This is a genomic window from Pseudomonas batumici (assembly GCF_000820515.1).
GTDB classification, from domain to species: Bacteria; Pseudomonadota; Gammaproteobacteria; order Pseudomonadales; family Pseudomonadaceae; genus Aquipseudomonas; species Aquipseudomonas batumici.
Window position 1 is genome coordinate 69,970 of the sequence record NZ_JXDG01000042.1, and the last position, 25,621, is coordinate 95,590.

Genomic DNA, 25,621 nt, shown 5'->3' on the forward strand with positions numbered 1-25,621 from the left:
TCTCGTGTAACGCTCAACCCCCTAAACCATCCACTTCAAACATCAAGGTCCTGTAATACAAAAAAATAAAATCAAACGCACATAGAGCAACCAGGCGTCCAGAGCGACAGTTTAAAAATCGGAGGCGCAGAAAACGGGGGGAATGACCACACGCGTCGCCACAATTGGACTACGCTGATGCCCGAAACGGTGCCACTCACCGCTCAGGGACCTCACTCAAGGAACAGACTATGTGCGACTGGGGGCTGCCATTCGGCCGCAAGGACATTCTCAAGGCCATCGACGTACAGGTCGATGGCTATTGTACGAGCGCCGGAAGGACAGGCACGTTGCTCTATCCCGGCTCCGGTGACGATATCGCCAACCCCTTGTTCGCAGCGGCCAGCCGGATCGAAACCTTCGTGTTCGTGGACAACTGGCAGGGGCCTGGTGCACAGGCGCCGACATACGAGATCGCCAACAGCCTGCGCGGCAAGTTTCCCGACAGCGCCACCCCCGAAGAGATAGCACCGGCCGAGCTTGCCAGGGATCTCGGCATCACCATGCAGTGCCCGATGCTGGCCTACCGATTCACGTTCGACGGATCGACCAAGCGCCTTCTGTTCCTGCGAACGTCACTGGAGGTATTCCTCGCTGGTAATGACGATTTCAAATGCCACGTATTTTTCGTGAAGGACCTGGCGGGTACCGACTCGAGCGTGAGTTACCAGAGCGCTTTACCGCACGTTTTCCCACAAGGATTGCTGATTTCCAATGCGCTCAACGACTACGATGTGCCGTTTCTCCCACTGTTCGGCCTCAGGCACCGGCTGACTTCAGCCGTAGTGGGCTTTGGCGAGATGATCGTGGCGCACAAGGTTCAGGAGTTGGACTGCAGCGGCTTGGTGCTGAAGCAACTACTCGTGAACGACCTGCAAATGTCTGCCGCGGCATTCTTCTCCGACTACGATGACGAGCACGACTTCCTGAGCAGTAGTTACGAAGACATCAGACCCAAGGAGGTGGATCTGCTCGCCGTCGCCATGGGGCAAGTGCTGGATATACTGAAAGGAGCCTTGGCACTCGAACCCCAGGAACAGTTCGAGATCTGCAGGGCCTGCGTGCAGAAACAGAGTTGGGTAGGAGCCTGGAAATACGACAGCGCCAACTATGAGGGCGCCTGGCAGAGACTGAACACACTGCGCTACACCCGGATCCTGCTGAGCCGCCCGAGTCCATCGGGCCGGCGCAAACCACGCTCGCGACCGATCTTCAAGCAATAGTGGAAACACCGTGAAAGGAGGCGTTTGAGATGCAACTCATCACGTTGAAAATCGATAAGCCGGATGTGACGAACTTCATCTTGGGTCAGACGCACTTCATCAAGTCCGTCGAGGATATCCATGAAGCGCTGGTCAATGCCGTGCCGGGCATCCCGTTTGGCGTGGCCTTTTGTGAAGCCTCCGGCAAATGCCTGGTGCGATGGTCTGGCACCGATACCTCAATGATCGAACTTGCACAGAAGAATGCGAAAGCCATCGGCGCAGGCCATAGCTTCATCATTTTCCTGGGCGAGGGTTTCTATCCACTGAACGTGTTGAACACCCTCAAAATGGTTCCAGAGGTGTGCCGTATTTTTTGTGCAACAGCCAATCCAACTGAAGTGATTCTCGCCGAGACGGAACAAGGGCGAGCGATCCTGGGCGTAGTGGATGGTTTCTGTGCCCATGACCTTGAAGACGACGCAGACATCCTGTGGCGCAAGAGCCTGTTGCGGCAGATCGGCTATAAACTGTGATAAGCCCATTCATCGGACAACCGGACGTCTGATACTTATGCAAAAAACCTTACTGTTCTGCCTAGTAGCCCTCTCCCCCCTGGCCCACGCCGACCTGGCCGGCGTCTGGAAAGGCACGCTGGGCAAAAGCCCCGTCACTGTCTGTTTCAACGCAGCGCCTAACCAGGGCGCCAGTTACTACTACCAGCGTTTCCTGACGCCCATTCAACTGACCCGGGACAAGGCTGATGAGCCATGGGTCGAAGAAGGCAAAACCGGTATCTGGCGGCTGGAAGCGCCACAGGGTGATGCGTTGACCGGGGCGTGGAGCAAGAACCAGGACAGCCAACCAGTCCCCCTGCACCTTGAGCGCATCGGCACCCCATCGAACACCGACGGCTGTGCCAGCGAGACCTACAACGCCCCCATCGAAGCCGTACCGCCGACAGCCAAGGTCGAGAAAAAAATCTTCCAGGACCACCCCTATCAGGTGAAGACCCAAGGTGCGCAAGTCACCTTGAAGCTCGAAGGGGATGGACCGGCAATGGCCAAGGTCAATAAAGACTTGGCACGCCTGGCGATCAGCCCTGAAGGCCAAAAGGATTTTTACCAGGAGCGGCGCAACGCCCTGGGTAACAACGGCGGTACCTCCACCAGTGAAATCCTTGTCGAGCCCATGTACTGGTCGTCGCAATGGATCACCGTCAGGTTCTACCGCTGGGCCGCCGGTTCCGGCCGTAACGGTATCAGCTGGGGCCTGCACACCTGGAACCTGCAAACCGGTGAAAGCGTTGATCCGTGGTCCTGGCTGGGCGGACGCTACGAGTGGGACAGTCCCTACTCCGGCTCTATCCAATTGCCCGCCAAGTTCAGCGCCTGGCTGACCAAGCAAGCTACCGTGGACGAGGGCTGCCCGGCCGTGACCAGCTACTCGGACTTCGACCTGACCTTCGATACCCAAGGCATGAAATTCTCCACACCCGCCACGGGTGACGGTTGCGACAATGAACTGAGCTTTACCTGGGACCAGTTACAGCCGGTTCTGACCGCCAAAGGCGAGGCAGCACTGCCCGGTTTGAAAATGCCCTGAATGTCCCCCCACCCGGGAGGCGTCACCCAGTACAGAGGCAGGGGAACAGCGGGGCTTACTCGCCGATGAAATCCAGGCGCTGGCTCATCCATTGCCGAACGATCTCCCGCGCAGCCTGTTGCGCCTCGCCCGCCGATAAACCGCGCTCGTGCTGCAACCAGGTGCTGGTCACCTGTCGGGCGGGCTCGACCGCAGCCAGGGCCTGCTGACGCTGCTTTTTCGGCCAGGACTTGTCGTCGGCCCAATCACGCACGATCTGTTCGGGATCATCCGCCTGTGCGGCCGGCGCCTTGAGAAAGTCTCGGGGAGACGTCGTAGCTCGCAGCGCCATCAAGTGCCAGTCGGCATAGCTGGCAAAGCGGATGGTGCCGGCATTCTCGCTCGCCGCAGACACCACCTCGTCAAAGCTGCTGCTCAGTTGCTTCCAGGGACGTTGCTCGAACAGGTTGCCCTGAGGGACGCAGATCGGTGCAAAAGTGTCGCGAGTAGAACCGTAGAGCGGGCCAAAGGCGTCGTAGGCGGCCTCGCCCTGGCGCGAGAAAATAAAGCAGTGGACATAGGCGCGCTGGTCAGCGAATAACGCGTACTCTGCCCGCTCGATCATCATGCGCAGCAACGTCAGTTCAACTCGGTCGCGACTCACCGACTGATCATTCTCCAGGTCGCTGAACACCGAGCGCGGAAAGTCGTCGTCAGCCAATACCTTGAGTACCTGTTGACGGTTCTTTTCGGCCTCCTCTTTCGTCACCCCGCTGGCCGGCTCAAAACGATGCAGATAAACCAGCCAGGCCGCGGCTAACTCACTGCTCGGATAATGCCTCAGCCCTTGTGCCGCCTCAGCCGGGTGGTAGGGAATGCTGGCGATAATCGCGTCCAGGGCCGCCGTGTCCGGCTGGGTCAGCTTGCCCACCTCGATCACCCGCTGGCTCAGCACCGGTTGCAGGCAAGCCGTCAGTTTGTCCAGGTCAGCGGCGCAGGCGTTGCGAGTTTGCAACCAGGCACGTTGGCCACTGCGCAAAGCATCGCGCTGATCAGGTGCCAGCTTCGCTATTGCCCTGCTGTAGTGTGCACCGAGAGTGCCGTCCAGCTCGCTCAATTCGGGACTGGCACAGATGGCCCGCTCCACCGTTGTCGACGCTTTCTGACAATCGAAGGATGCCGCCACTGCGGGTGTGCCCACACTCAACAGCAATCCGGCAAGCAACAATAGTGAACGCAGGGGCTGTACGGGGCGGGCCATGGGGTTCCTTGGGTGAGTTCCTTTCCAGGTGCGCATTGTGCCAAGACCGCTGATTCCAAGTCTATCGGCCGTTCAGCTCGCTGAAACTCAGCACACCTCTGCGCAACCGTCAGCGTTGCGAAAACTGAGCCATTAGCGCGGGATAATCTTGCGGCTCAGGAAAAGCCTCGTAACTGACGAGTGCCCCCGTATTAGCCCACGATAATTTTTCACGGGTCCAGGTTTCCATGAATGGGGCGTAATGCTCCGGGTTGTCCAGCAGGCTGCTGCGCACACCAATGTACGCCTCGTTTCCGGCAGGGCGAGTGAACAGCCAGGTCAGGCAATATGGGCAGAAGAAATGCCGGGTCGTGCCATGCAGGCCGCCGATGACCGGGATGCCCTGTGTGATCACGAAGCCTTCGGCCGGGAAAAGCGCGGTCAGGGAGAATGCGCTCGAGGACATTTTCTGGCAGCCCACGCAGTGGCATGCGCTGGTGATAACAGGTCCGCAATGGGTTTCAAAGGTCACTTGTCCGCAACGGCAGGTACCGGTGGCATGGGGTGTCTGGTTGTTCATGGAGACCTCGTTTCAGTGTCGGTCATCGAGCGATAAGATACGGCGCCACAGCGGCATCCACCGGCAAGGCTCATGAGTCAAGTCTCTTGTTGGCGCGACAGGGCACTTGATGGGGGTGTTGATTTCGGTAAAGCATGCGCGAGTGTCGACCTGATTAAAACTGATCAAACCTGCTTATCTGCTCATAGGAAATGTATGAACGCCCCACAGCTCCAATGGGAAACCCAGCGGGTTTTCCTGGCTGTCCTTCGAACCGGTAGTCTTTCTGCTGCCGCGCGCGCGTTGGGCATCGCGCAGGCCACTGCAAGGCGCCGTATAGATGCACTTGAGCACAGCGTCGGGATGAGCCTGTTTGTCCGCTCCCCGTCGGGATTGATGCCCACCGATACGGCTAGAGAGCTGATCGGCCACGTTGAATCCATGGCCTTGGCCGCCGAGGCGTTCACCCGTGCCGCGTCTGCCGAAGCGAGCGTGCCTGGGGGGACGGTGCGCGTCACCAGCAGCCAGTTGCTTGGCGTTGAGGTGCTTCCTTCGATGCTGCGCGAGATTCGCACGGCCCAGCCACAATTGACCCTTGAGCTCAGCGTCTCGAACCGCCTGGAGGCCCTGGCGTTGCAGGAGTCCGATGTGGCGGTGCGTATTCGTCGTCCTACCGAGGCGGCCGTGGTCACGCGCCATGTGGGGGATTTGCACATAGGCCTGTACGCGACTGCGGAACTGCTTGCGCAGAGCGGCGTACCCCACCATGCAAGCGAATTGAGTCACTATCCACTGATCGGCCCTGATCGCAACCTGGCGGAAGTGGCGTTTCTGGGGCAACAGGGTTTCCTCTGCACGTCGGAACACGCAGTCATTCGCACTGATGACCATCTGGCCCAGTTTGCGGCGCTCAGGGCCGGGTTGGGAATCGGCGTGTGTTCGAGCCAGTTGGCGCGCCGCCATGGGCTGGTGCGGGTGCTGCCGGAACAGGTCGATTTCCGTGTAGATGTCTGGATCGCCATGCACCACGACCTACGGCGAGTACGACGTATCGCGCTGGTGTTCGATGCGTTGGCGCAATCACTGTCGCGTTTTCTGGCGGATCGCTGATAAAGGTTACTGTTGAGCGGCGACTTTCGGCCGACTAGCCTCGCTCATACTGCAGCCCTGCCATACTGTTCAGCATGACCAGCGCAACCTTCCGCTTCTACGAGGAGCTTAACGATTTCCTGCCGGCCGAACGGCGGCGGCAGTCCTTCACTTGCGAGTGCGCGCGAGGGGCGACGGTCAAGCACATGATCGAGGCGCTCGGGATACCGCACACCGAGGTCGAGTTGGTGCTGCTCAACGGCGAGTCGGTGGGCTTCGAGCGGGTGATCTTCGACAATGACCGGCTGGCGGTGTATCCCAAGTTCGAAGCGCTGGACATCAGCCCACTGCTCAAGGTTCGTGCGCAACCTTTACGGGTGCTGCGCTTCGTCGCTGATGCGCACCTTGGCGGGCTGGCCAGCCTGCTGCGCATGAGCGGCTTCGACACCCTCTACGACAATGGCTTCGAGGATGGCCAGATCGCCGAGATCGCTTCGCAGCAAGGACGCATCGTGCTAACCCGCGACCGCGAACTGCTCAAGCGCAAGATCATCAGCCACGGCTGTTACGTGCATGCCCTGAAACCGTCGCTGCAGCTGCGCGAATTGTACGAGCGCCTCGACCTGGCACGTAGCGCGCGGCCCTTCAGCCTGTGCCTTCATTGCAACCTGCCGCTGCACGAGATCAGCCCGGAACTGGCCCGGCCGCTGGTGCCGCCGCGCGTCAGCGCCCTCTATTCGCACTTCCTGCGCTGCGACACCTGCCAACGGGTTTACTGGGAGGGTTCGCACTGGCGCGGCATGTGTGCACTGCTGGCACCTCTGCTGGACCGATAGCCGAGCGTTCAGCCCCCTGAAACTCTACGTCATGGCGTCCCGTTTCTTCCGTACAGGCGGTAGCCCGGTCGACGACTCAAGCGTTCGTAATAGTCGCTCACGGCCGGAAGATTCGGATGAGCAAGCGGTGTTTCGAACCACCGATTAACCGACAGGCCGATCGGCACGTCCGCCAGAGAAAACTCGTCGCCGCTGACGTAGGCCCCGGTTGAGTCCAGCTGTCGATCGAGGATCTCCATATGCCTCGACCAGTTGCTGCACGCGGCGGCCAATGCTTGGCTGTCCTGATGCTCAGGCGAATGCCTGACCAGCGACATGAAGGCATAACTCCACGACTTGTTGAGATCTGACGCTTGCCAATCGATCCATTGATCCACCCGCGCTTTGGCTCTCGCTTCAGTCGGGTAAAGGTGAGCGCCGTTGTAACGAGACGCCAGGTAGCGAATGATCGAGTTTGACTCCCAAAGAATGAAGTCATCGTCCTGAATGACCGGCACCATCGCGTTGGGATTCAGCGCCAGGAATTCAGGTGTCTGCGTCGACCTGAAACCCGTCCCCCAATCTTCCCGTTCAAAGGGAATGCCAATCTCGACGCAGGCCCAGAGTACCTTTCGTACGTTGATCGACGATGCCTTACCCAATATACGCAACATTCCATGTCCTCATCGCTCAGGAGGGTGGGTCTGATCGACTGACGCTATCGCCTTGTAGGGCGGGTTGTCCAGCTTCTGCTTTGGCCGATAGCAGTCCTTGGGACGCTGAACAAGAATACGTGTATTCATTGCCCGATACGTTGACTGTACCGATCCTGGATGCGCGCCAGTTCGCCCGAGTGGCGCAGTTGCTCCAGGGCGTCGGCCCAGGCGGCGACCAGTTTGTCATCACAGTCGCGACTGAAGGCGATGTACAGCGATGAGCGATAGATCTCGACGGGAATCTGCCGCAGCGTGCCGGGGGCGATGTTCAACTGTCGACTGTAGTAGGCCACCCCCGCCGCGGTGTCGCCTACGATGATGTCGGTGCGCCCGGCCAGCAGCAGGCGATAGAGCTGCCGGCTCTCGGTTGCAATTCTCTGGAGGTTGTTGAAGCCCCGCGCCTGCAGAATGTCGGGGATCAGGCCGGCCTGTCTCGTCGTGATCCGTGGGGCGTGCAGCAGTTGCTCCAGGGAATTCACCGGCGGCTGCGCATTGGCTAACTGATAGGGGTAAATGGACTCCTCAACGATCGGTCCGACCCACTTGTATAACGGTTCGCGCTCCGCCGTGCGGAATAGGGAATAAATGATGGTCTTGGGCCGGGTCTTCGATTCGCGGATGCCTCGCATACTGGGCAGCAGCACCACCTCGAAGTTATCCCCGGTCAGCGCCATGATGCCCCGAACGATCTCCGTGGACATGCCGGTGAGCTGATTGTTCTCCAGGTAGTTGTACGGTGCCCACTCTTCAGTAACGACCTGATACTGCTCGGCCCTGACGGGAGAGCCGAGCAATAGACAGAGCAGCGCTACAGTAAATATCGAATGCTTCACGTGTCCTGCCTGGTGGGCTGTGGTGATCAAGGGTGGATCTGATTGTGTCGTGAAATCAATCAGAACGGCACGCTATTTGATCTGCACAATGACCGGACCTTCCGTTACGATCGGCGGGTTCGCGCGGATATGCGAGGCATTCTTCTGAATCCAGTCGCGCGCGACTTTCAAGCTCGCATCGCTGCCGGTCTTGTCCGTGCAAACCGTCACCGACGTGCCGCCATCACCCGTATTGAGCAGTGTGTAGCTGACGAGGCCAGGCACTGTCCGCAGGGTCGCTTCGATGTCGGCATTGCGTTCTTCCAAAAACTCGAAAAGCTGCCGTGCTCCAACACCCAGGTAGGTTCTTATCACCGCATACATGGTCGTCTCCTTCGGGAGTACCGTCTTGATGCCAATCCAGATCCGCTGATGGCCGCTATCACTCAGGTTTCACTTCCCCCCGATCTATTCAGCTTAGCCAAACGCCGGCGACAAGCGAAATACAACGACCACCGGCCACTATTGGCCCCAGGCTAGCGGTAACCGAAACAACGGCAAGCGATACGCTACACTCCCTTGGCTGCGCCGCGGCACCTGAGGTGCCAGAACCCTGTCTCCTGACCTGGAGGTATCCAATGAGCGATAACACCGAACTCACTTCCTTCACCGGCTGGGCCGCAACGGCGGCCGGCGCTCCGCTGGAGCGCTATAGCTACGATCCCGGCCCTTTGGGTGAAGAGGAAGTGGAAGTCGCCGTGGAGTATTGCGGCGTCTGCCACTCCGACCAGTCGATGATCGATAACGAATGGGGACTCAGCCATTACCCCTTCATCCCCGGCCACGAGGTGGTCGGCAGTATCGTGCGGGTAGGCGCACAGGTACGCAATCTCGAAGTCGGGCAACGGGTCGGCATTGGTTGGTACAAGGGCAGCTGCATGCATTGCTCCTCGTGTGTCGAAGGCTCCCACCAGCTATGCGGCACCGCCCAACCCACCATAGTCGGCAGCAACGGAGGCTTCGCCGACCGACTGCGCTCGCACTGGGCCTGGGCTCTTCCGATACCCAACAGTCTCGATCCGGCCATGGCCGGACCACTGTTCTGCGCAGGCTCGACAGTGTTCAACCCACTGGTGGAGTTCGGCGTCAAGCCCACCGACCGGGTCGGTGTGGTGGGAATCGGCGGCCTCGGTCACCTGGCACTGCGCTTCCTCAACGCCTGGGGTTGCGAAGTCACGGCCTTTACTTCGTCGTTGAGCAAGGCGGACGAAGCCAGGAAACTGGGCGCACACAAGGTAGTCGCCTCTACCGACAGTCACGCCCTCAAGTCCATTGCCGGCACCCTGGATTTTCTCCTGGTGACTGCCAATGCCGACCTCGACTGGTCGGCCATGCTCGGTACACTGCGCGGCAAGGGCCGCCTGCACCTTGTGGGCGCCGTGCCTGGTGCTATTCCCGTGCACGTGTTCGACCTGCTTCTCCAACAGAAGAGTTTGTCCGCCTCGCCGGTGGGCTCACCCAGCACCACGGCGACCATGCTGGAATTTTGCGCCCGTCATCAGATTCTGCCGCAGGTCGAGCACTTTCCCATGAGCCGGGTCAACGAAGCCGTCGATCGCCTGCGCAGTGGCAAGGCCCGTTACCGCGTCGTGCTGGACGCCAGCAAATGACAGACTGGCGCGCCGGGTAACACCGCGCGCGCCTTCAACTGCTGCTATTACAGCCCCCTTGGATACGAATCGAGCCATGACCCCGGTCGCAGGCATTTGAAATGCACGCCGTAGCTCGATAGAGTCGCGCCCCGATCCGGCCAAAGGTGCCGGACGCTCGTGGTGAAAAGGGGCTGCAGTTGAACGAACAGACATTGTCCATGCGCCTGGAACGCGTGGCGGCGCATGTGCCAGCCGGTGCGCGCCTGGCCGATATCGGCTCGGATCACGGCTACCTGCCGGTGGCGTTGATGCGCCGTGGCGCCATCGCGGCGGCGGTGGCCGGCGAAGTGGCACTGACACCGTTCCGCTCGGCCGAACGCACCGTGCGCGAGAACGGCCTCGACCAGCGGATCAGCGTGCGCCTGGCCAACGGTCTGGCAGCGATCGAACCTGAAGACGGGATCACGGCGATCAGCCTCTGTGGCATGGGCGGCGAGACGATCCGCGACATCCTCGACAGCGGCAAGGCACGTCTGAGCGGCCAGGAGCGCCTGATCCTGCAGCCCAACGGCGGCGAGCAGCCACTGCGCCAATGGCTGATGGAAAACGGCTATCGCATCCTCTGCGAGGAAGTGCTGCGGGAAAACCGCTTCGACTACGAAATCATCATCGCCGAGCGCGCCGGGCCGGTGATGTACACCGCCGAGGAGCTGTACTTCGGCCCGCTGCAGATGCAGGCACGCAGCCCGGCGTTCCTGCTCAAGTGGCAACGCAGGCTGCGCCAGAAGCAGCGGACCCTGACCCACTTCGCCCGGGCGCGGCAGGCCGTGCCCGAGGAAAAGGTGCAGGACATCGCCCGGCAAGCACGCTGGATCAGCGAACTGTTGGCCTGAGCCCCTTGAGCCAGCGCTACGGTTCGGGGAATGGCAGTGGCGAGTCGGTATCTCGCCGAACCGCAAAGACATTGAGTGTCATCGCCACCAGTGCGTAGTAGCCGAAGACACCGATCAGCTCGACCACCGCAGCCTCGCCAAAGGCATCAACGGCTTCGGTGTACAACGTCTCATCAACACGACGGTGCTTATAGAGCGCCTTGCCGATGCGATAAACGATCCGTTCGTCGTCGTGCTGGAACTCAGGTACAACCTGTTTGCGCAGGGCCCTTATGACACTGTCGGAAATACCGGCCTCGCGGGCAATGGGCTCGTGGATCTGCCACTCGGCCTGGGACTGCCACCAAGCCGCAGTGACGAGGATCGCCAGCTCGGTCAAGCGCGGATCCAGGCGAGTGCCATAGCGACAGAATGCGCCGAGCTGCTGTGCACGACTGGCAAGTTCGGGACTGTGAATCCAGGCCAGGAATGGACCGTCGAGATTGCCGCGCGGGCCACTCAGAATGTCCTTGAGAACCGCCCGCTGAGCGTCGTCCATCTGATCTTCGGTCAGAGGGCCAAGGCGTGATTGGATGACCATATCTGAAACTCCTTAAAGCCCTGACAGCGTACGGTTGATAGCCTTGAGCAACTTGCTTGCGATCTCGTCCAGGTGGCTATCGTCGACAATGAATGGCGGCGCCAGAAGGATGTGATCGCCGTACTGCCCATCGACCGTGCCCCCCATCGGGTAGCACATGAGGCCTTCAGCCATGGCGGCTTGCTTGATTTTCGCGTGGAGTTTAAGTGCTGGATCGAAAGGTTGCTTGGTGGCTCGATCTGCCACCAGCTCAATGCCCTGGAACAGACCGCGCCCTCGGATATCACCGACATTCGAGTGCGTTCCCAGCAACTCGACCAGGCGATCTTGCAGACCACGGCCCAGCACATTGACCCGCGCCAGCAAGCCCTGCCCTTCGATGACTTTCTGCACGGCAAGTGCCGCGGCACACGCCGTGGCGTGACCGATATAGGTGTGTCCGTGCTGGAAAAAGCCCGAGCCCTGGGCAATCGCGTCACGGATTTTCTTGCTCACCAGCGTCGCACCAATGGGTTGGTAACCGGCGCCCAGGCCTTTGGCAATGATGATCAGATCGGCACTGATACCCTCCTGTTCAGCCGCAAACAAGGTACCGGTACGGCCCATGCCGCACATCACTTCATCAAGGATCAACAGCACACCGTACCGGTCGCACACCTCGCGAATGGCCTTGAAATAACCGGGCACCGCGGTCACTGCGCCCAGCGTCGCGCCGACCACCGGCTCGGCGACGAAGGCCATGACGTTTTCGGCGCCCAACCGCAGAATTTCCGCCTCAAGTTCTGCCGCCAGACGCAGGCCCATGGCTGGCGCAGTTTCGCCGGCAAGTTGTTCACGATAGGCATAACAAGGGCTGACATGGCTGACGTCGATCAGCAGCGGCTCGAACTGCTTGCGCCGCCCTTCATTGCCGCCCGTGGCCAGGGCGCCAAGGGTATTGCCGTGATAGCTCTGACGACGCGCGATCAGGTGTTTGCGCTGTGGTTGACCGATTTCGATGAAGTATTGCCGGGCCAGTTTCAGCGCCGCTTCCACTCCTTCCGAACCGCCTGAGACGAAATACACCGATTCGATGCCTTCCGGCGCGCGCGCCACCAGAAAATCGGCGAGCTCCTCCATGACATCCGTGGTGAAGAATGACGTGTGCGCATAGGCCAACTGTCCGACCTGCTGGCGAATAGCTTCAATCACGTGCGGATCACTGTGACCCAGACACGAAACGGCGGCGCCGCCACAGGCGTCCAGATAGCGGCGCCCGTTGCTATCGATCAGGTAGGGGCCATCACCTTTGACGGCCGTCGGGTAACGCTGCGTAAGGCTGCGGTGAAATACGTGGCTCATGATCCCTCCTGATTTTTTGCAAATAATAATTGCACAAAATTCAAATGCAACGCTTATTTGCCAATTTTTTTGCAGCCTTCGGCTAGATCCATGGGGGGAAACGGAGGATTGCCCAATAAACAGGGCATTCTACTGAAAACCAGAAATGCATTTTTTTATTGCACAATTCAAATATGCAGGTGTATTTTGCACAAAGGCGTCATTTTCGTGCACCCTCGTTCCTCGTGGGTAGCCGGGTTTCTAATAAAAACAGATGTAGGTACGGGTTTCCCTGTCGCAAAAACTGCCGGTATCCACGCGCTCAGCCTCTGCGGCCAGCGCATCACAGTGAAATGAGGAAAAACCAATGAAAAGACTGCTAAAGGCCTCTCTGGCTGCCCTGCTGCTCACTTGCGCCTCCCATTCCTTCGCCGCCGGCAAAGAGCTGCTGGTCGCGACCGACACCGCCTTCGTGCCGTTCGAGTTCAAGCAGGGCAATGAATACGTCGGCTTCGACATCGACCTGTGGGCGGCAATCGCCAAGGAAATGGGTCTGAGCTATCAGCTCAAGCCCATGGATTTCAATGGGATCATTCCTGCCCTGCAAACCCACAACGTCGACGTTGCGCTGGCCGGTATCACCATCAAGGAAGAACGCAAGAAAGCCATCGATTTCTCGGATGGCTACTACAACAGCGGTTTCCTGCTGATGGTCAAAAGCGACAATGACAGCATCAAGGGTGAGGCGGACATTGCGGGCAAAACCCTAGCGGTCAAGAGCGGCACCTCCGCCGCGGATTATGCAAAGGCCAATCTGAAGGCCCAGGACCTCCGTCAGTTCCCGAACATCGACAACGCCTACCTGGAACTCAGGACCGGTCGTGTGGACGCTGCGATGCACGACACGCCAAACGTCCTGTACTACATCAAGACCGCAGGCGAGGGCCAGGTCAAAGCCGTCGGCCAGCAAATGATGGCCCAGCAGTACGGCATCGCCTTTCCCAAAGGCAGCGAGCTGCGTGAACCGGTGAATGCCGCGCTGAAGAAAATCAGCGAGAACGGCACCTACGCGCAGATCTATCGCAAATGGTTCGGCACCGATCCTCAGTAATCACCCTCGCCTTCAGACAGAGAGTTCTTGACCATGGATTTCCAATGGAGCGCTATCTGGGATGCGCTGCCTGTTCTGCTGGAAGGTGCCAAGCTGACACTGTGGATTTCGGTCCTGGGGTTGTTGGGTGGCGCAGTCATCGGCGTAGTCGCGGGCTTTGCCCGCGCCTACGGCGACTTTATCAGCAGCCGGCTCGCACTGGTTTTCATCGAACTGATTCGTGGCACCCCGATCATGGTGCAGGTCATGTTCATCTACTTCGCCCTGCCCCTGATGATCCCGGTGCGCATCGATCCGTTCAGCGCCGCAGTGGTCACCATCATGTTCAACTCCGGTGCCTATATCGCAGAGATCACCCGTGGCGCCGTGCTTTCGATCAATCGCGGCTTCCGTGAAGCCGGCCTCGCGCTGGGCCTGTCAAAACGCGACACCTTGCGCTACGTCATCGCACCGCTGGCCTTCCGCCGAATGATCCCGGCCCTGGGCAACCAGTGGATCGTCAGCATCAAGGACACCTCACTGTTTATCGTGATCGGCGTTGCCGAGCTGACTCGCCAAGGCCAGGAAATCATTGCCGGCAACTTCAGGGCCATGGAAATCTGGTCGGCGGTGGCCATCATCTATTTGATCATTACCCTGGTACTGAGCCATGTCCTGCGACGCATGGAATCGAGGTTGAAAATCCTATGATCGAGTTCAAAGGCGTTTCCAAGCACTTTGGCAGCACCCAGGTACTGCATGACATCAACCTGAACATTGCCTGCGGTGAGGTGGTGGTCATCATCGGCCCCTCGGGGTCGGGAAAATCCACCCTGTTGCGCTGTATCAACAAGCTCGAGGACGTCACCTCCGGCCAGCTGACCGTGGACGGCCTGGTGGTCAACGATCCGAAGGTGGATGAACGACTGATTCGCCAGGAAGCGGGCATGGTGTTTCAGCAGTTCCATCTTTTTCCGCAGATGACCGCGCTGCAAAATGTCGCATTCGGTCCGATCCGGGTCCGCGGCGCCAGCAAGGCCGAGGCCGAAAGACTCGCCCGCGAGTTGCTCGCCAAGGTCGGGCTGGCAGATCGCGCCAACCATTTCCCTTCCGAACTGTCCGGAGGTCAGCAGCAACGCGTTGCGATCGCCCGGGCGCTGGCAGTCAAACCGAAAATGATGCTGTTCGACGAGCCGACCTCAGCGCTCGACCCGGAGTTGCGCCACGAGGTACTGACGGTGATGAAAGCCCTGGCCGAAGAAGGCATGACCATGGTGATCGTGACCCATGAAGTGGACTTCGCGCGCAAGGTGGCCACCCGGCTGATCTTCATCGACAAGGGGCGGATAGCAGAGGACGGCCCGCCTGCCGAACTCATCGCCAATCCACCCAGCTCTCGCCTGCGAGAGTTTCTCCAGCACGTATCCTGAAGAGGCCACCATGTCTTTAGCTCGACTGAATCTTGCCGGCAGCAACTACGAAATCGGATACGGCCTGGGTGTGTTCGGCAGGACCGCGGTAGAGAATCACCTGCGCCCCCATGCACTTTGGCGCCACCTGGCCGATCTGGTCGGCACCCCCACTGCAATCCGGATGCGCGGCCTGGTGCAGACAGCGTTCCCGAGCTATTGGCAGGAAATCGAGGGGCTGGCCGCCGGCCTGCAATTACCGGTGGAGGAAGTCTTTCTCTGGAATTGTCGTGGCGATTTCGTCAACCCGTCCAGCGTGGATGGCTGTACCACCGTCTTTTGCCCTACCCCAGGTGGCAGCCTGATCGCCCACAACGAAGACGGCTTGCCACAACTGCGAGGCCATTGCGCAATCCTCAGTACGAGCCCCGACACGGGCCTGGCATTTACAAGCTTCGTGTATCCCGGTTCGATACCGGGCCACACATTCGCAGTGAACGAAAGAGGCCTGGTCGCGACGGTCAACAACATCCGCCCCGCCACTATTCCAGTGGGTATGCCCAGGCAGATTCTTGGACGCGCGACACTCGATGCAACCACCCTCGACGAGGCACTGGCGGTGGTATCGCAGCCGGGGCGCGCGGGGGCCTTCCATCATACGTTCGGGCAGTTGGGCAGTACCCGCCTGGTGAGCGTGGAAGCAACAGCCGAAGGGGTCGCTGTCATCGAGATCGAGCAGCCAGCAGGTCATTCGAACCATCTGATCGGCGAACCACTCAGTCAGGTCCCGCAGCGCATCACAGGCAGCTCATCGGCACGCCAACACCGCGTCGACCAGTACTTGAACCGATCAACCACCGCCCTCTCGCCTGAAAAGGCCTTGGCCATCCTGCGCGATGAGTCGGACAGGGATCTACCGGTCTACCGCTGTGCCGCCGACGATCCCGACGATGAAAATACCTTGGCGACGGCCCTCTTCTCCATAGGGGCAAGCACTGTAGAATGGCGGGTTTACATCCGTCGGGAAACCGACGCCCCGGACGTCGAGGGCGTGGTTCCCGCTTTCCACTCGTGAATGGACTTTCTCAATGACCAAGCCCAATGAAGTATTGCCCGATACCGTCACCGGCTTGAAGCAACTGCTGGATGCCATTGAGCGTCGCGAAGTGGACATCGCCTTGGGCAGCAGCTCCCGGCGTGTACTGATGGCACTGATCGAATCACCGCAACGGACGGCAGTCTCCTCCATCAGCGAGTTGGCGCAGCAATTGGCCGTCAATGCCTCCACCCTGTCAAGGCTGGCACAGCGCCTTGGGTATGGCGGCTTCAGCAAGCTGCAGGATGTCTTTCGTCGCGAGATCACTGAAGGCAAGCACTTCTACAGCGACCAGGCTTCGCGCCTGGTCGTGAATACCAGCGACATGGACACCATGAACCAGCTGACCCGACTGGGCCGACAGGAAAGCGCCAATATCGCCAGCATGATCGAGCAGGTTGATCCAACGGTCTTTTTAAAAACGATCGACTTGCTATCGACCGCAAAGAGGGTTCGCGTACACGGCATGCGCCAGTTCAACTCCCTGGCGCTGTTCATGTCCTACGGCCTGGGCATGTTGCGTCCCGACGTTTCGGCGCTGGACAGCAGTCGACAGGGGGTTGCCGATGCCCTGGCGCAACTGGATGAGGGCGATGTGCTGGTGGTTGCAAGCTGCTTCCCCTATACCCCCAGTGTGATAGCCACCGCCGAAGTGGCCGCCCGACATGGTGTGAAAGTCATTGCCCTGACGGATTCGGCAAGCTCGCCGCTGGCGAAGGCAGCACTCCATAGTTTCTATGTTCCCAATCACAGCCTGTTCTACAGCAACAGCATGTGCGCGTTCATGTTGTTGGCCCAAGGACTCCTGAGCGCTGTCGCCAGTCATCTGGGCGAAGATTCGGTCTCGGCCCTGAAATATCGGGAAACCCTTATCAGCGAGCTTAACGCCTCGCTCTGACACCTCCCGTCATACCCCCACTGGTGAAGCACAAAACGGCCGGCCCAACTCATTACATCACGTCATCAATGATGTTCTCCACCCCATCTTTATCCCTCAAGACCGGCCTGATACATTGACTCCACTGTCTGCCCACCATGCCGATGGGCAAGCCACTGGAGAGTTGTCATGCCTTTTGTCAGCGTACGCATTACCCGCGATGGCGTTACCTCGGAGCAGAAAGCCCAGGTCATTGCCGAAATCACCGAAACCCTGCAACGGGTCCTCAACAAACGCCCGGACCAGACCCACATCGTGATCGAGGAAGTCGATACCGATAACTGGGGTTACTCCGGCATCACCACGACCCAATACCGCAAGCAGTTGGCGGAAAAGCCATCATGAGCGCGCCCGTCAAGCTCGACTTCATCTCCGATGTGGTCTGCCCCTGGTGCGCCTGGGCGTAACGGCCCTGGAGCAGGCGATCGCCAACCTGGCCGGGGAAGTCGCCACCGGCAAGCAGATGTTGATGGGTCGTGGTCGGGCCATTGGTTTTCAGTTCGACCTGGAAAAGCGCAGCCATTTCTACAACACCTTTGATGCCCATCGGCTGTTGCTCTGAGCCTTGCAGGAAGGCAGGCAGATCGAGCTGAAGAAAGCCTTGCTGCGCGCCTACTTCAGCGACGGCCAGAACCCGAGCGACCGCGAAACCCTGGTACGTCTGGCGGCCGAAGCGGGACTGGAGGCTGCCCGGGCCCGTGAAGTGCTGGCGTCTGGTGCGTTTGCCGAGGAGGTCCGTGAACTTGAAGGGTTCTACCGCGAACGTGGGATCAACTCGGTACCGGCCATGATCCTCAACGACCGCCACCTGGTGTCCGGTTCGCAATCGGTCGAATACTACGAACAGATGCTGCGGGAAATAGCCGCGGCTTGATTGATCGCGCCCTACTCCCCTTACTTTCCGTAGAGGTTTCATCATGAGCAATGCAAAAAAAGTCGTTGTGATCACCGGCGCTTCCCAAGGTATCGGCGCGGCGGTGGTCAAGGCCTTCCGCGACCTCGATTACCGGGTGGTCGCCACCTCCCGCTCGATCCAGGCGTCCAGCGACCCGGACATCCTCACCGTCGCCGGCGACATCGCCGACCCGGCCACCGCCGAGCGCGTCATCCGTGAAGGCGTGGCCCGTTTCGGTCGCATCGACAGCCTGATCAACAACGCCGGCGTGTTCCTCGCCAAGCCGTTCACCGCCTACACCCATGAGGACTACACCAACGTGCTGGCGGTGAACCTGAATGGTTTCTTCTATATCACCCAGCTGGCGATTACCGAGATGGAGAAACATGGCAAAGGCCATATCGTCAACGTCACCACCAGCCTGGTGGATCATGCGGTGGAAGGCGTGCCATCGGTGCTGGCATCGCTGACCAAGGGTGGGCTCAATTCGGCGACCAAGTCCCTGGCCATCGAGTACGCCAAGCGTGGGATCCGGGTCAATGCGGTCAGCCCCGGGATCATCAAGACGCCGATGCACGCTGAAGAAACCCATGAGGCACTGGGGCGCTTGCATCCGGTTGGGCGGATGGGGGAAATCAGCGATATCGCCCAGGCCATTGTCTACCTAGAGTCCGCCGGATTCGTGACCGGTGAGATCCTGCATGTGGACGGCGGGCAGAGCGCCGGGCACTAAACGCTTCAGCTGAAGAGCAACGCCCCGGCCTTGATGGTTCGGGGCGTTTTCGCCTGCGCGGTCAACACCCGCGGATCCAACTGCATCATGGCGTGGGGTGGGTACGGTTTGTGGTCTATAGTTTCCAGCGGATCGGTTGATCCTCTCTTTCGCAGGGACGCCACAAGGAGCGGCAGCCGCTCTCTTGAGCCATCACCCCGGCGGATGCCCGCCAACCTAGAGTATTGCTACAACGCAGGGAGCACAGTATGTCGATCCACGGGGCAAATGGACTGAGATCGGCTCCCGGTATCGCAAAGTCCGTAGACGCCACTGCCGAGGCCACGGGCAGCCTCTTTCGCTATGTGCGCGAGCATATAAAGGAAGCCTACCTCTTATTCCCGCTATCGGCCGTTCTGCTGTTGCTGGCCATCTGGTCGGCCACCCTCTACTTCATCAGACTCGAACAGACTCGGGCTCAACGCAACGCCGCCACGGTCAGCCTGGAGATCGGTGCCACCTACGAAGCACAGATGCTGCGCGCCGTTCGTGAAATCGATCAAACCCTCAAGCTGGTCAAATACGCCTATGAGGCCGAGGGTGAGCGCAATCCCCTCCCCCGGCTCAAGGAACGCGCGTTATTGCCGCCACCGCTGCTGTTTGACGTCAGCGTGGTCAGCCCGGACGGAGGACTGGTGGCAAGCACCCGGGCAAGCGAGACGGGCAATATCAGCGACCCGGATGAACTGCAGACGCTGCGACACAACGATACGCTGTCGATCAGTCGCCCCTGGAAAGACCCGCTCACGGGGGAATGGCGATTGCGCTTCAGTCGTCGCCTCAATGCGGCGAATGGCACGTTTTCGGGCATCGTCAGGGTCGAGGTCGATGCGGCCTATTTCGTCAGCAGTTACGACGCCTCGAAACTCGGCGACCAGGGTGTACTCGGACTGTTGGGAACCGATGGCCTCTTCCGGGTACAGCGCACCGGGGAGTCGGTGCTGGCTGGCGACTCCGTCGATTACGCGGCCTTGGTGCCTGACACCGAGGACACCCAGGCGCTGCTGTTGACCAATAGCTGGGATGGCGTGCGCCGCTACACCAGCGCCCGCCAGCTCTATGACTTCCCCCTCGCGGTGATTGTCGGGTTATCCGAAGAGGAACAACTGGCCGCCGTGACCCGGCAAGCGCATACCTACCTGTGGCGGGCCGCAACGGGCAGCCTGCTGCTGGTGTTGCTGGTCGGCCTGCTGAGCCGGATGAGCTGGCAGCTGGCGCAAAGCCGCTTGCAGGCCGCCGAAGCCAAAGTGGCCTATGCCGAGCGCGTTGAGTATCTCGCCTATCACGACGGTCTCACGGCGCTGCCCAATCGAAGCCTGTTCAGCAAGCTGTTGATCCAGAACATCCAGGAAGCCAGCCGTTATCACCGGCAACTGGCGGTGCTTTTCCTCGACCTCGACCGCTTCAAACAAATCAACGACACCCTTGGTCACGATGCCGGCGACCAGTTGCTGCAAGAGGTCGCGGTCCGCCTCAAGGCGTGCGTGCGGGCCAGTGATACCGTCGCCCGACTGGGCGGCGACGAATTCGTGATATTGCTGCCGGAGCTGTCCGAGGACACGTATGTCGCGACCACCGCCCAGAAAATCCTTTCCGCGGTGGCCAGGCCGTTCAACCTGCGCGGGAAAGAATTCCGGGTCACCGCCAGCATCGGCATCAGCATCTTTGCGCAGGATGGCCTGGACGAACAGACACTGAAGAAAAACGCCGATATCGCGATGTACCAGGCCAAGCAGCGCGGTAAAAACAACTTCCAGTTCTACTCCGAGAAACTGAACGCCGAGTCGCTGGAACGGCAGACGCTGGAAATCGGCTTGCGCCATGCGTTGGAACGCAATGAGTTCCGGCTGCACTATCAGGCCAAGCGAGATATCCGCAGCGGCCAGATCACCGGCATGGAAGCCCTCTTGCGCTGGGAACACCCCGACCTGGGGCTGGTGGCCCCCATGCAATTCATCCCCGTCGCCGAGGAAACCGGCTTGATCGTGCCCATCGGCAAGTGGGTACTCAGGACGGCCTGCCTGCAGAACGTCGCCTGGCAGCAGCAGGGGCTGCCGCACCTGGGTATCGCGGTGAACCTGACGGCTCGTCAGTTTGTCGATGAGCATCTACTGACCGACCTCGCCACGATACTGGCGGACACCGGCATGGATGCCCGTTTGCTGGAACTGGAGATCGCCGAGAGCCTGCTCATGCAAGACGTCAAAAAAGCGCTACAGGTGTTGACCGGGCTGAAAAAACTGAACGTCCGGATTGCCATCGACGATTTCGGTACGGGTTACTCTTCGCTCTCGGCACTCAAGCAGTTCCCGCTCGATGCAATCAAGATCGATCGCTCGTTCATCCGTGATGTCGCCAACGCGACGGAGGATAAAGCCTTGACCGAGGCCATCATTACGATGGGCAGGACCCTCAGCCTGACCGTGGTCGCCCAGGGCGTGGAAACCAAGGAGCAAGCCGATTTCCTGCGTGACAACGCCTGTGACGAATTCCAGGGGTTTTACTTCAACAAGCCGGTCCCGGCCGATCAGTTCAAGGTATTGCTGCAAGCGCAGACGGCCCGTCCAACCAGGGACAGCTAACTCATTGCGGGTCGGCGGGGACCACCCTGACGCTGCCATCCACTTCTCGCGCCTCGATATAGCCGATGGTATTGGGGTTCTCGGCGATATGTCTTTTGACTTCCGCGCTATTTGAAACCGTTTCCGGAGGCTGGCCCCTGCCGGTGAAAATGATCTTCGACCAGTGAGCCTTGAGTTGCGCGGCGGATTTGCCGGTGAACTTGGTATAGAACTCATCGCGGGTCACGGAGCCTTCGGGCTGATCGATCGGAACGGCCTGTGCACCGCTGGGAAAGCGATTGGCCTTGCCCAGGAAAATATCCGCCACCTGATTGCTCGCCAGCGCCTTCACCGGACTGGCAGTGGCGACGACCACCACCACATCAGCCATGACGAGCGTGCTGCCGACGTACAGAACGACCCCTGCCATCGCGCATCCAGTACGTTTGAGAAACCGCATGATCGGCCTCATCAGAAGACAAAATCGACAGCGAGACTAAGCAGGCTGAAGGTGCCGCCCGGCTCGAAGCCCGGCTGAAGGTTGATCAACGGGCCGCTTGCGCTGCTGCCTAAACGAGTGTGGTCATACTGCAGCTTGGCGTCCATATTTTTCGTGAAATCCCAACGTACGCCCACGGACAGGGTTTGCTGGCTGCTACTCGATGCCAGGATGGTATTGAGTGCGCCGTTGAGGCCTGTCGCCGCCCCCACCAAGTCTGGCGGTAAAGCCGATGTGGTCAAACCCGCGGAGGACGTTTCGCTGAGCGTCCTGGACCGCGCATAGGTGACATAAGGCGTGAACGCATCCATCCTGTAGCCGGCGCTGAGATACCAGGCGCTTAGCGTGCCGATGACCGAATGGCTGTCGAGACGCCCCCATTCGCCCATGGCGAACCACTTGCCCGGGTCATAGATAGCCCCCACACCGACGAACTCAAAGCGCTTGCCATTACTGTCGTAGCGATCCGCGATGGCATTGCCCTCCTCGCCGAACGCTCTGAAGCTGTCGAACAGTGGGTTGAAGGACTCTACGGTCAAGCGGGTCTGCTGGTAGGTGACGCGGGTGGTCAGGGCGCCGTATTCGGTCAGGTTGGATACGCCCCACGAGTCCCTGGCCAGCGTTTTCCCCGTGTTATGGGGCAGCCGCGGCTCGCTCTGACCGTAATTGCCCTGCACGGTGTTGGTGAGATCGCCAAAGTGCAACCGGTAGCTGAGGTCCATGCCATCGGTACTGGTGACGGGCACCATGCTATAGACCTCCCCCGGCGGACGTACCCATGGCAGGGTGTAACCCACCTTGCGGCTATCGGAGAACAGGAAAGCCGGCTGCACCGTGCGCCCGACACGCATACTGAAATCGGGGGTGAACTGATACTTGAAGTTCGCCCATTCGAGGCCGGGACGGTAGCTGTCGTCATAACGCTGCTCCGAGATGACCTGCACCACGGCCGAGAGCTGCGAGGTGAAATTGGCCGTCAGCTGTGCACCGACCAGACTGTCGACATCGGCATCCCAGTTGCGGGTGTGGCCGGCACCGTTGGGCTTATAGATGCTGGAGGTGAAGTCGGCATTTTTCTCGCTGGAATGAACGATACCTACGGTGCCAAAACTGCTCAGTGAAAACATGGACGGGGTGGAATCGTCGGCGTCGACGGCGCCGGCATACAAGGTCATCACCGCCAGCGCCAGCCTGTTGAGTCTTGGCGTCATAGGATCAACAGTCCTTGATGGGCAGTTCCAGGGTGAAGATCGCACCCTGTCCCGGTCCGTCGCTTTGGGCCTTCAACGCACCGCCCATCTCCATGGCGGCCAGGACGCAACTGTGCAAACCGAAGCCATGGCCATCCTTGCGCGTGGTGAAGCCATGGGCAAAGATTCGCGTCAGGTTCTCCGCGGCAATACCCTCGCCATTGTCGATCACCCTGATCACCAAGGTATGCTCCGGCATCATCTCGGTATGCAGAGTGATCAGCGGCTGGCGATCCGGCTTGTTGTCCATCGCACTGCCGGCATTTTTAATCAGGTTGACCAGGATCATCAGCACACGGTGCTTGTCCAGTTGCAACAAGGGCGTGTCGGCAAACTCCTTCACCACGGTGATCTGACGGGCCGCAATGAGGCTGGCGTTCATACGCACCGCATCCTCTATCAACTGCTGGACCTGCACGGCCTCGCAGAGACTGGAGGCGCCTGAATAGGACTGCTGCGCCGCAACGATTTCCTTGATGTGATCGACGCTTTTGGTCAATTGCTCAAGTTCGTCGACCATGCTCTTCTGTTCGACCGCCAAAGCATCCACCAACTGACTCAGATAGGCCGGCAGCAGCTTGCCTTTCTCGTCAAGGGAGATGAAGTGGCCCAGGTCCGCGGCATGCTGGTTCATCAGCTGCACCGCTTTACCGAGTCCCAGGGCCTTGCTGTTGCGCAGTTTGCGGGTAATGACTTCGGCGGAGACATTCACGCTATTGAGGACATTGCCCACGTTATGCAGCACGTTGGTCGCGATTTCGGCCATGCCGGCCTGACGGGCGATCGCGACGAGCTGGGCCTGGGCTTCGGCGGTGCGCAAGCGACTTTGCGCCAGTTGCCAGCTCATCCGGCTCAGCAGGCCGACCAGCAGCACCAACAGCAGGCTGCCCGCCGCGGCCCGCCACAGGTAGGTGTGCGCTTGCCGGGTCACGGCGGCCAGTTGCTCTTCTTCGGATAACCCGACAATCACCGCCAGGGGCAGGTCATAGAGCTGACGGGCACTGGTGTAGCGGCGCACGCCGTCCCAGCCGTTGGCCGAGAGCAGCGCCCGGGTGTCCTCGGTATCGGGAACCAGGGCCGCGTAGTCGACGGAATCGCCGGCCAGCACCGACTCCCCGGTGCGCCGCACCCGGAAGATGCCATCGGTTCCCAGGAGTGCGAGTACGCCCTGGTCGCCGAGTTTCGAGGCGTCATAACTGCTGACGAAATAGGCGGCATCGACCTCGACCCTGGCGATGCCCGAAAACGTGCCATTCGCCGCATTGAGGCGACGACTGAAACGCAATCGCCATTCCCCTGTCAGCGGATTTTTCCAGGGGCGACTGATCGACAGCGTATCGTCGTGCCGCAGCGTCTGCAGTTCATCCGAGTCAGAGGCGTTTCCCGTCGCCCGGATGCCCGCCACAAGTCCGCCCTCCGGGTTGACCACACTCACGTCAAACAGCAGGGCCGGCGGCAACAACGCCCGCTCCTTGAGCCGGGGGAGCGGATTGGGCTCACCCTCGGCCTCATAGATGTATTTGACCAGCTTGAGGGTTTGATCGATTTCGTGAACGGCGCGCAGCATCTGCGCTTCGTAGGTGGCGCCGATCTCCAGGCTGGCCATGGCGGCACTGTGCTGCGCACGGGTCAGTTCGCTGTTGATGAGGTACAGCGTCGTCGTCCAGATGACCAGCAGCAGGAGCGCGGCCAACAAGGGAAACAGGATGTAGGCTTCCTTGACCTGCTCCAGTCCATGCCGAAAGAGACCGCTCGTGGCCTTGGAAAGGACCTCCGCGGACTTTGCGATAGCCGGGGCCGACCTCAGTCCATCTGGCCGTTGGATCGACATCGTGTGCTCCCTGCGTTGTACCAACACTCTAGGCTAGCGGGCATCCGCCGGATGTCATGGCCCAAGGAGACGACTGGTTCTCCTTGTAGCGTCCGTGCGAAAGAGATAATCAACAGGTCCGCTAAGGAATATAGATCACAAACGATAGGAACGAGCCAGCATGTCGAGTCAGTCAGAAAGCCCCGCTCAAGCGGGGCTCTGGCCAAATGATCGGTAGAATTGGTCGAAAACCGGCCGGGGTCATTTCCCCGCGTGCTTGGCCTGCGTCTCCGGCATCGCCGAAGAGTGGTGGTTGAGGATCTTCCACTGCCCCTCGACCTGTTCGTAGACGAAGGTGTAACGCGCCTGCACCTGGCGGGTCTTGCCGTTCGCTTCGGTCAGGGTGAAGGTGTAGACGCCGCTGTCCATGGCAACGTTGCTGCCCAGTTGGTGGATATCGCGGTAGTTGATCTGGCCCACCGGCTTGAGTGCCAGGAAGTGTTCGAAGTAGTCCTTGATCTCCGCCGGCGTGGTGCGCACCTTGTTGGACACCGTCGGTTGCAGCACCGCGTCCGGGGCATACAGGTCGACCACGGCCTGGGCATTACCCGTCTGCAACGCCGTGTTCCAGCGGTCGAACAGCCCGGCAATTTCACGATCCTTCACATTCTCCGGCTGTGCGGCCACGCCGGTGTAGACATACGGCTCCGTCTCTGCCGCCTGTACAAACGGGGCACTCAGGGCAACAAACAGGACGATGGCCAAGGTCTTCAGTTTCATCACAACGCTCCAGTGGTGTTC

26 protein-coding genes and 1 pseudogene are annotated in these 25,621 nt (G+C 60.0%); 16 read left to right on the forward strand and 11 right to left on the reverse strand.

What is annotated here, in order from left to right:
* Positions 1-230: 230 nt before the first annotated feature.
* From UCMB321_RS16630 to UCMB321_RS16640, 3 genes are read left to right on the forward strand one after another with little or no spacing between them, the layout of a single operon-like run.
* The gene (locus tag UCMB321_RS16630) at positions 231-1,262 is read left to right on the forward strand and encodes a hypothetical protein (protein WP_040068783.1); all 1,032 of its coding nucleotides are present in this window, start codon (positions 231-233) and stop codon (positions 1,260-1,262) included.
* A gap of 29 nt (positions 1,263-1,291) precedes the next feature.
* Positions 1,292-1,777 (forward strand): adenosine-specific kinase, encoded by a 486-nt coding sequence (locus tag UCMB321_RS16635; protein ID WP_040068789.1) that lies wholly within the window; start codon positions 1,292-1,294, stop codon positions 1,775-1,777.
* 37 nt (positions 1,778-1,814) lie between these two features.
* Positions 1,815-2,846, forward strand: a complete 1,032-nt coding sequence (locus UCMB321_RS16640) for a hypothetical protein (RefSeq protein WP_040068791.1) — start codon at positions 1,815-1,817, stop codon at positions 2,844-2,846.
* A 55-nt stretch (positions 2,847-2,901) separates the two neighbouring features.
* Here UCMB321_RS16640 and UCMB321_RS16645 read toward each other — a convergent pair whose 3' ends face one another.
* The gene (locus tag UCMB321_RS16645) at positions 2,902-4,086 is read right to left on the reverse strand and encodes a lysozyme inhibitor LprI family protein (protein WP_040068793.1); all 1,185 of its coding nucleotides are present in this window, start codon (positions 4,084-4,086) and stop codon (positions 2,902-2,904) included.
* Between the two features lie 109 nt (positions 4,087-4,195).
* Positions 4,196-4,645: a GFA family protein gene (locus UCMB321_RS16650; RefSeq protein WP_040068795.1), complete on the reverse strand. Its 450-nt coding sequence runs from the start codon at positions 4,643-4,645 to the stop codon at positions 4,196-4,198.
* A gap of 195 nt (positions 4,646-4,840) precedes the next feature.
* Here UCMB321_RS16650 and UCMB321_RS16655 point away from each other — a divergent pair, with 195 nt between their 5' ends.
* Both UCMB321_RS16655 and UCMB321_RS16660 read left to right on the forward strand, forming a co-directional pair.
* On the forward strand, positions 4,841-5,734 hold the full coding sequence (locus UCMB321_RS16655; RefSeq protein WP_052451276.1) for a LysR family transcriptional regulator: 894 nt from the start codon (positions 4,841-4,843) through the stop codon (positions 5,732-5,734).
* A gap of 74 nt (positions 5,735-5,808) precedes the next feature.
* A complete protein-coding gene (locus UCMB321_RS16660; RefSeq protein ID WP_040068797.1) occupies positions 5,809-6,549 on the forward strand; it encodes a Mut7-C RNAse domain-containing protein in 741 nt (246 codons plus the stop codon).
* A 29-nt stretch (positions 6,550-6,578) separates the two neighbouring features.
* Here UCMB321_RS16660 and UCMB321_RS16665 read toward each other — a convergent pair whose 3' ends face one another.
* From UCMB321_RS16665 to UCMB321_RS16675, 3 genes are all read right to left on the reverse strand, one after another.
* On the reverse strand, positions 6,579-7,202 hold the full coding sequence (locus UCMB321_RS16665; protein WP_040068800.1) for a glutathione S-transferase family protein: 624 nt from the start codon (positions 7,200-7,202) through the stop codon (positions 6,579-6,581).
* Positions 7,203-7,327: 125 nt separating this feature from the next.
* Entirely contained in the window at positions 7,328-8,077 is a 750-nt protein-coding gene (locus UCMB321_RS16670; RefSeq protein WP_040068802.1) for a substrate-binding periplasmic protein, read from the reverse strand.
* Between the two features lie 72 nt (positions 8,078-8,149).
* The gene (locus UCMB321_RS16675; RefSeq protein ID WP_040068806.1) at positions 8,150-8,440 is read right to left on the reverse strand and encodes a hypothetical protein; all 291 of its coding nucleotides are present in this window, start codon (positions 8,438-8,440) and stop codon (positions 8,150-8,152) included.
* A 254-nt stretch (positions 8,441-8,694) separates the two neighbouring features.
* Here UCMB321_RS16675 and ahr point away from each other — a divergent pair, with 254 nt between their 5' ends.
* Both ahr and UCMB321_RS16685 read left to right on the forward strand, forming a co-directional pair.
* Positions 8,695-9,726 (forward strand): NADPH-dependent aldehyde reductase Ahr, encoded by a 1,032-nt coding sequence (gene ahr, locus UCMB321_RS16680; protein ID WP_040068808.1) that lies wholly within the window; start codon positions 8,695-8,697, stop codon positions 9,724-9,726.
* Between the two features lie 179 nt (positions 9,727-9,905).
* A complete protein-coding gene (locus UCMB321_RS16685) occupies positions 9,906-10,601 on the forward strand; it encodes a tRNA (adenine(22)-N(1))-methyltransferase (protein WP_040069026.1) in 696 nt (231 codons plus the stop codon).
* A gap of 16 nt (positions 10,602-10,617) precedes the next feature.
* Here the strand turns inward: UCMB321_RS16685 and UCMB321_RS16690 are convergent, their stop codons facing one another.
* Positions 10,618-11,181, reverse strand: a complete 564-nt coding sequence (locus UCMB321_RS16690) for a carboxymuconolactone decarboxylase family protein (protein WP_040068809.1) — start codon at positions 11,179-11,181, stop codon at positions 10,618-10,620.
* Positions 11,182-11,193: 12 nt separating this feature from the next.
* Positions 11,194-12,522, reverse strand: coding sequence for an aspartate aminotransferase family protein (locus UCMB321_RS16695; RefSeq protein ID WP_040068811.1), 1,329 nt, complete (start codon positions 12,520-12,522; stop codon positions 11,194-11,196).
* A 346-nt stretch (positions 12,523-12,868) separates the two neighbouring features.
* Between UCMB321_RS16695 and glnH the strand changes: the two genes are divergently transcribed.
* The 9 genes and pseudogenes from glnH to UCMB321_RS16740 all read left to right on the forward strand — a co-directional run bounded on the left by glnH (position 12,869) and on the right by UCMB321_RS16740 (position 21,282).
* On the forward strand, positions 12,869-13,612 hold the full coding sequence (gene glnH, locus UCMB321_RS16700) for a glutamine ABC transporter substrate-binding protein GlnH (RefSeq protein ID WP_040068813.1): 744 nt from the start codon (positions 12,869-12,871) through the stop codon (positions 13,610-13,612).
* A gap of 33 nt (positions 13,613-13,645) precedes the next feature.
* Positions 13,646-14,302, forward strand: coding sequence for a glutamine ABC transporter permease GlnP (gene glnP, locus UCMB321_RS16705; RefSeq protein ID WP_040068815.1), 657 nt, complete (start codon positions 13,646-13,648; stop codon positions 14,300-14,302).
* Positions 14,299-15,021 carry a glutamine ABC transporter ATP-binding protein GlnQ gene (gene glnQ, locus UCMB321_RS16710; protein WP_040068819.1) on the forward strand — a complete coding sequence of 241 codons (723 nt, stop codon included), beginning with the start codon at positions 14,299-14,301 and terminating at the stop codon, positions 15,019-15,021. The genes glnP and glnQ overlap by 4 nt, the downstream gene beginning before the upstream one ends.
* 10 nt (positions 15,022-15,031) lie before the next feature.
* Positions 15,032-16,075: an acyl-CoA--6-aminopenicillanic acid acyl-transferase gene (locus UCMB321_RS16715; RefSeq protein WP_040068820.1), complete on the forward strand. Its 1,044-nt coding sequence runs from the start codon at positions 15,032-15,034 to the stop codon at positions 16,073-16,075.
* 13 nt (positions 16,076-16,088) lie between these two features.
* A complete protein-coding gene (locus UCMB321_RS16720; RefSeq protein WP_040068821.1) occupies positions 16,089-16,994 on the forward strand; it encodes a MurR/RpiR family transcriptional regulator in 906 nt (301 codons plus the stop codon).
* 168 nt (positions 16,995-17,162) lie between these two features.
* On the forward strand, positions 17,163-17,378 hold the full coding sequence (locus tag UCMB321_RS16725) for a tautomerase family protein (protein ID WP_040068822.1): 216 nt from the start codon (positions 17,163-17,165) through the stop codon (positions 17,376-17,378).
* Positions 17,375-17,907 (forward strand): annotated as a pseudogene (locus tag UCMB321_RS16730) (DsbA family oxidoreductase). The gene UCMB321_RS16725 and the pseudogene UCMB321_RS16730 overlap by 4 nt, the downstream one beginning before the upstream one ends.
* Positions 17,908-17,950: 43 nt before the next feature.
* Entirely contained in the window at positions 17,951-18,661 is a 711-nt protein-coding gene (locus UCMB321_RS16735; protein WP_040068824.1) for an SDR family NAD(P)-dependent oxidoreductase, read from the forward strand.
* 248 nt (positions 18,662-18,909) lie between these two features.
* Complete coding sequence (locus UCMB321_RS16740; protein ID WP_040068826.1) at positions 18,910-21,282, forward strand: bifunctional diguanylate cyclase/phosphodiesterase; 2,373 nt, start codon at positions 18,910-18,912, stop codon at positions 21,280-21,282.
* 1 nt (position 21,283) lies between these two features.
* On the opposite strand, the gene UCMB321_RS16745 is transcribed toward UCMB321_RS16740, so the two are convergent.
* From UCMB321_RS16745 to UCMB321_RS16760, 4 genes are all read right to left on the reverse strand, one after another.
* Positions 21,284-21,721, reverse strand: a complete 438-nt coding sequence (locus tag UCMB321_RS16745) for a type 2 periplasmic-binding domain-containing protein (RefSeq protein WP_084615079.1) — start codon at positions 21,719-21,721, stop codon at positions 21,284-21,286.
* Positions 21,722-21,732: 11 nt separating this feature from the next.
* Entirely contained in the window at positions 21,733-22,971 is a 1,239-nt protein-coding gene (locus UCMB321_RS16750; protein ID WP_040068830.1) for a porin, read from the reverse strand.
* A gap of 4 nt (positions 22,972-22,975) precedes the next feature.
* Entirely contained in the window at positions 22,976-24,841 is a 1,866-nt protein-coding gene (locus tag UCMB321_RS16755) for a sensor histidine kinase (RefSeq protein ID WP_040068832.1), read from the reverse strand.
* A gap of 240 nt (positions 24,842-25,081) precedes the next feature.
* Positions 25,082-25,600 (reverse strand): SgcJ/EcaC family oxidoreductase, encoded by a 519-nt coding sequence (locus UCMB321_RS16760; protein WP_040068834.1) that lies wholly within the window; start codon positions 25,598-25,600, stop codon positions 25,082-25,084.
* Positions 25,601-25,621: the final 21 nt, after the last annotated feature.

Excerpts from the sequence above, each read along its gene's own strand:
- UCMB321_RS16735 (WP_040068824.1), top strand. The coding sequence starts at position 17,951 with ATGAGCAATGCAAAAAAAGTCGTTGTGATCACCGGCGCTTCCCAAGGT.
- UCMB321_RS16725 (WP_040068822.1), top strand. The coding sequence starts at position 17,163 with ATGCCTTTTGTCAGCGTACGCATTACCCGCGATGGCGTTACCTCGGAG.
- UCMB321_RS16635 (WP_040068789.1), top strand. The coding sequence starts at position 1,292 with ATGCAACTCATCACGTTGAAAATCGATAAGCCGGATGTGACGAACTTC.
- UCMB321_RS16660 (WP_040068797.1), top strand. The coding sequence starts at position 5,809 with ATGACCAGCGCAACCTTCCGCTTCTACGAGGAGCTTAACGATTTCCTG.
- UCMB321_RS16675 (WP_040068806.1), bottom strand. The coding sequence starts at position 8,440 with ATGTATGCGGTGATAAGAACCTACCTGGGTGTTGGAGCACGGCAGCTT.
- UCMB321_RS16665 (WP_040068800.1), bottom strand. The coding sequence starts at position 7,202 with ATGTTGCGTATATTGGGTAAGGCATCGTCGATCAACGTACGAAAGGTA.
- UCMB321_RS16640 (WP_040068791.1), top strand. The coding sequence starts at position 1,815 with ATGCAAAAAACCTTACTGTTCTGCCTAGTAGCCCTCTCCCCCCTGGCC.
- UCMB321_RS16645 (WP_040068793.1), bottom strand. The coding sequence starts at position 4,086 with ATGGCCCGCCCCGTACAGCCCCTGCGTTCACTATTGTTGCTTGCCGGA.
- UCMB321_RS16740 (WP_040068826.1), top strand. The coding sequence starts at position 18,910 with ATGTCGATCCACGGGGCAAATGGACTGAGATCGGCTCCCGGTATCGCA.
- UCMB321_RS16695 (WP_040068811.1), bottom strand. The coding sequence starts at position 12,522 with ATGAGCCACGTATTTCACCGCAGCCTTACGCAGCGTTACCCGACGGCC.
- UCMB321_RS16690 (WP_040068809.1), bottom strand. The coding sequence starts at position 11,181 with ATGGTCATCCAATCACGCCTTGGCCCTCTGACCGAAGATCAGATGGAC.
- UCMB321_RS16715 (WP_040068820.1), top strand. The coding sequence starts at position 15,032 with ATGTCTTTAGCTCGACTGAATCTTGCCGGCAGCAACTACGAAATCGGA.
- UCMB321_RS16650 (WP_040068795.1), bottom strand. The coding sequence starts at position 4,645 with ATGAACAACCAGACACCCCATGCCACCGGTACCTGCCGTTGCGGACAA.
- glnQ (WP_040068819.1), top strand. The coding sequence starts at position 14,299 with ATGATCGAGTTCAAAGGCGTTTCCAAGCACTTTGGCAGCACCCAGGTA.
- UCMB321_RS16745 (WP_084615079.1), bottom strand. The coding sequence starts at position 21,721 with ATGCGGTTTCTCAAACGTACTGGATGCGCGATGGCAGGGGTCGTTCTG.
- glnP (WP_040068815.1), top strand. The coding sequence starts at position 13,646 with ATGGATTTCCAATGGAGCGCTATCTGGGATGCGCTGCCTGTTCTGCTG.
- ahr (WP_040068808.1), top strand. The coding sequence starts at position 8,695 with ATGAGCGATAACACCGAACTCACTTCCTTCACCGGCTGGGCCGCAACG.
- glnH (WP_040068813.1), top strand. The coding sequence starts at position 12,869 with ATGAAAAGACTGCTAAAGGCCTCTCTGGCTGCCCTGCTGCTCACTTGC.
- UCMB321_RS16630 (WP_040068783.1), top strand. The coding sequence starts at position 231 with ATGTGCGACTGGGGGCTGCCATTCGGCCGCAAGGACATTCTCAAGGCC.
- UCMB321_RS16755 (WP_040068832.1), bottom strand. The coding sequence starts at position 24,841 with ATGTCGATCCAACGGCCAGATGGACTGAGGTCGGCCCCGGCTATCGCA.
- UCMB321_RS16750 (WP_040068830.1), bottom strand. The coding sequence starts at position 22,971 with ATGACGCCAAGACTCAACAGGCTGGCGCTGGCGGTGATGACCTTGTAT.
- UCMB321_RS16655 (WP_052451276.1), top strand. The coding sequence starts at position 4,841 with ATGAACGCCCCACAGCTCCAATGGGAAACCCAGCGGGTTTTCCTGGCT.
- UCMB321_RS16720 (WP_040068821.1), top strand. The coding sequence starts at position 16,089 with ATGACCAAGCCCAATGAAGTATTGCCCGATACCGTCACCGGCTTGAAG.
- UCMB321_RS16760 (WP_040068834.1), bottom strand. The coding sequence starts at position 25,600 with ATGAAACTGAAGACCTTGGCCATCGTCCTGTTTGTTGCCCTGAGTGCC.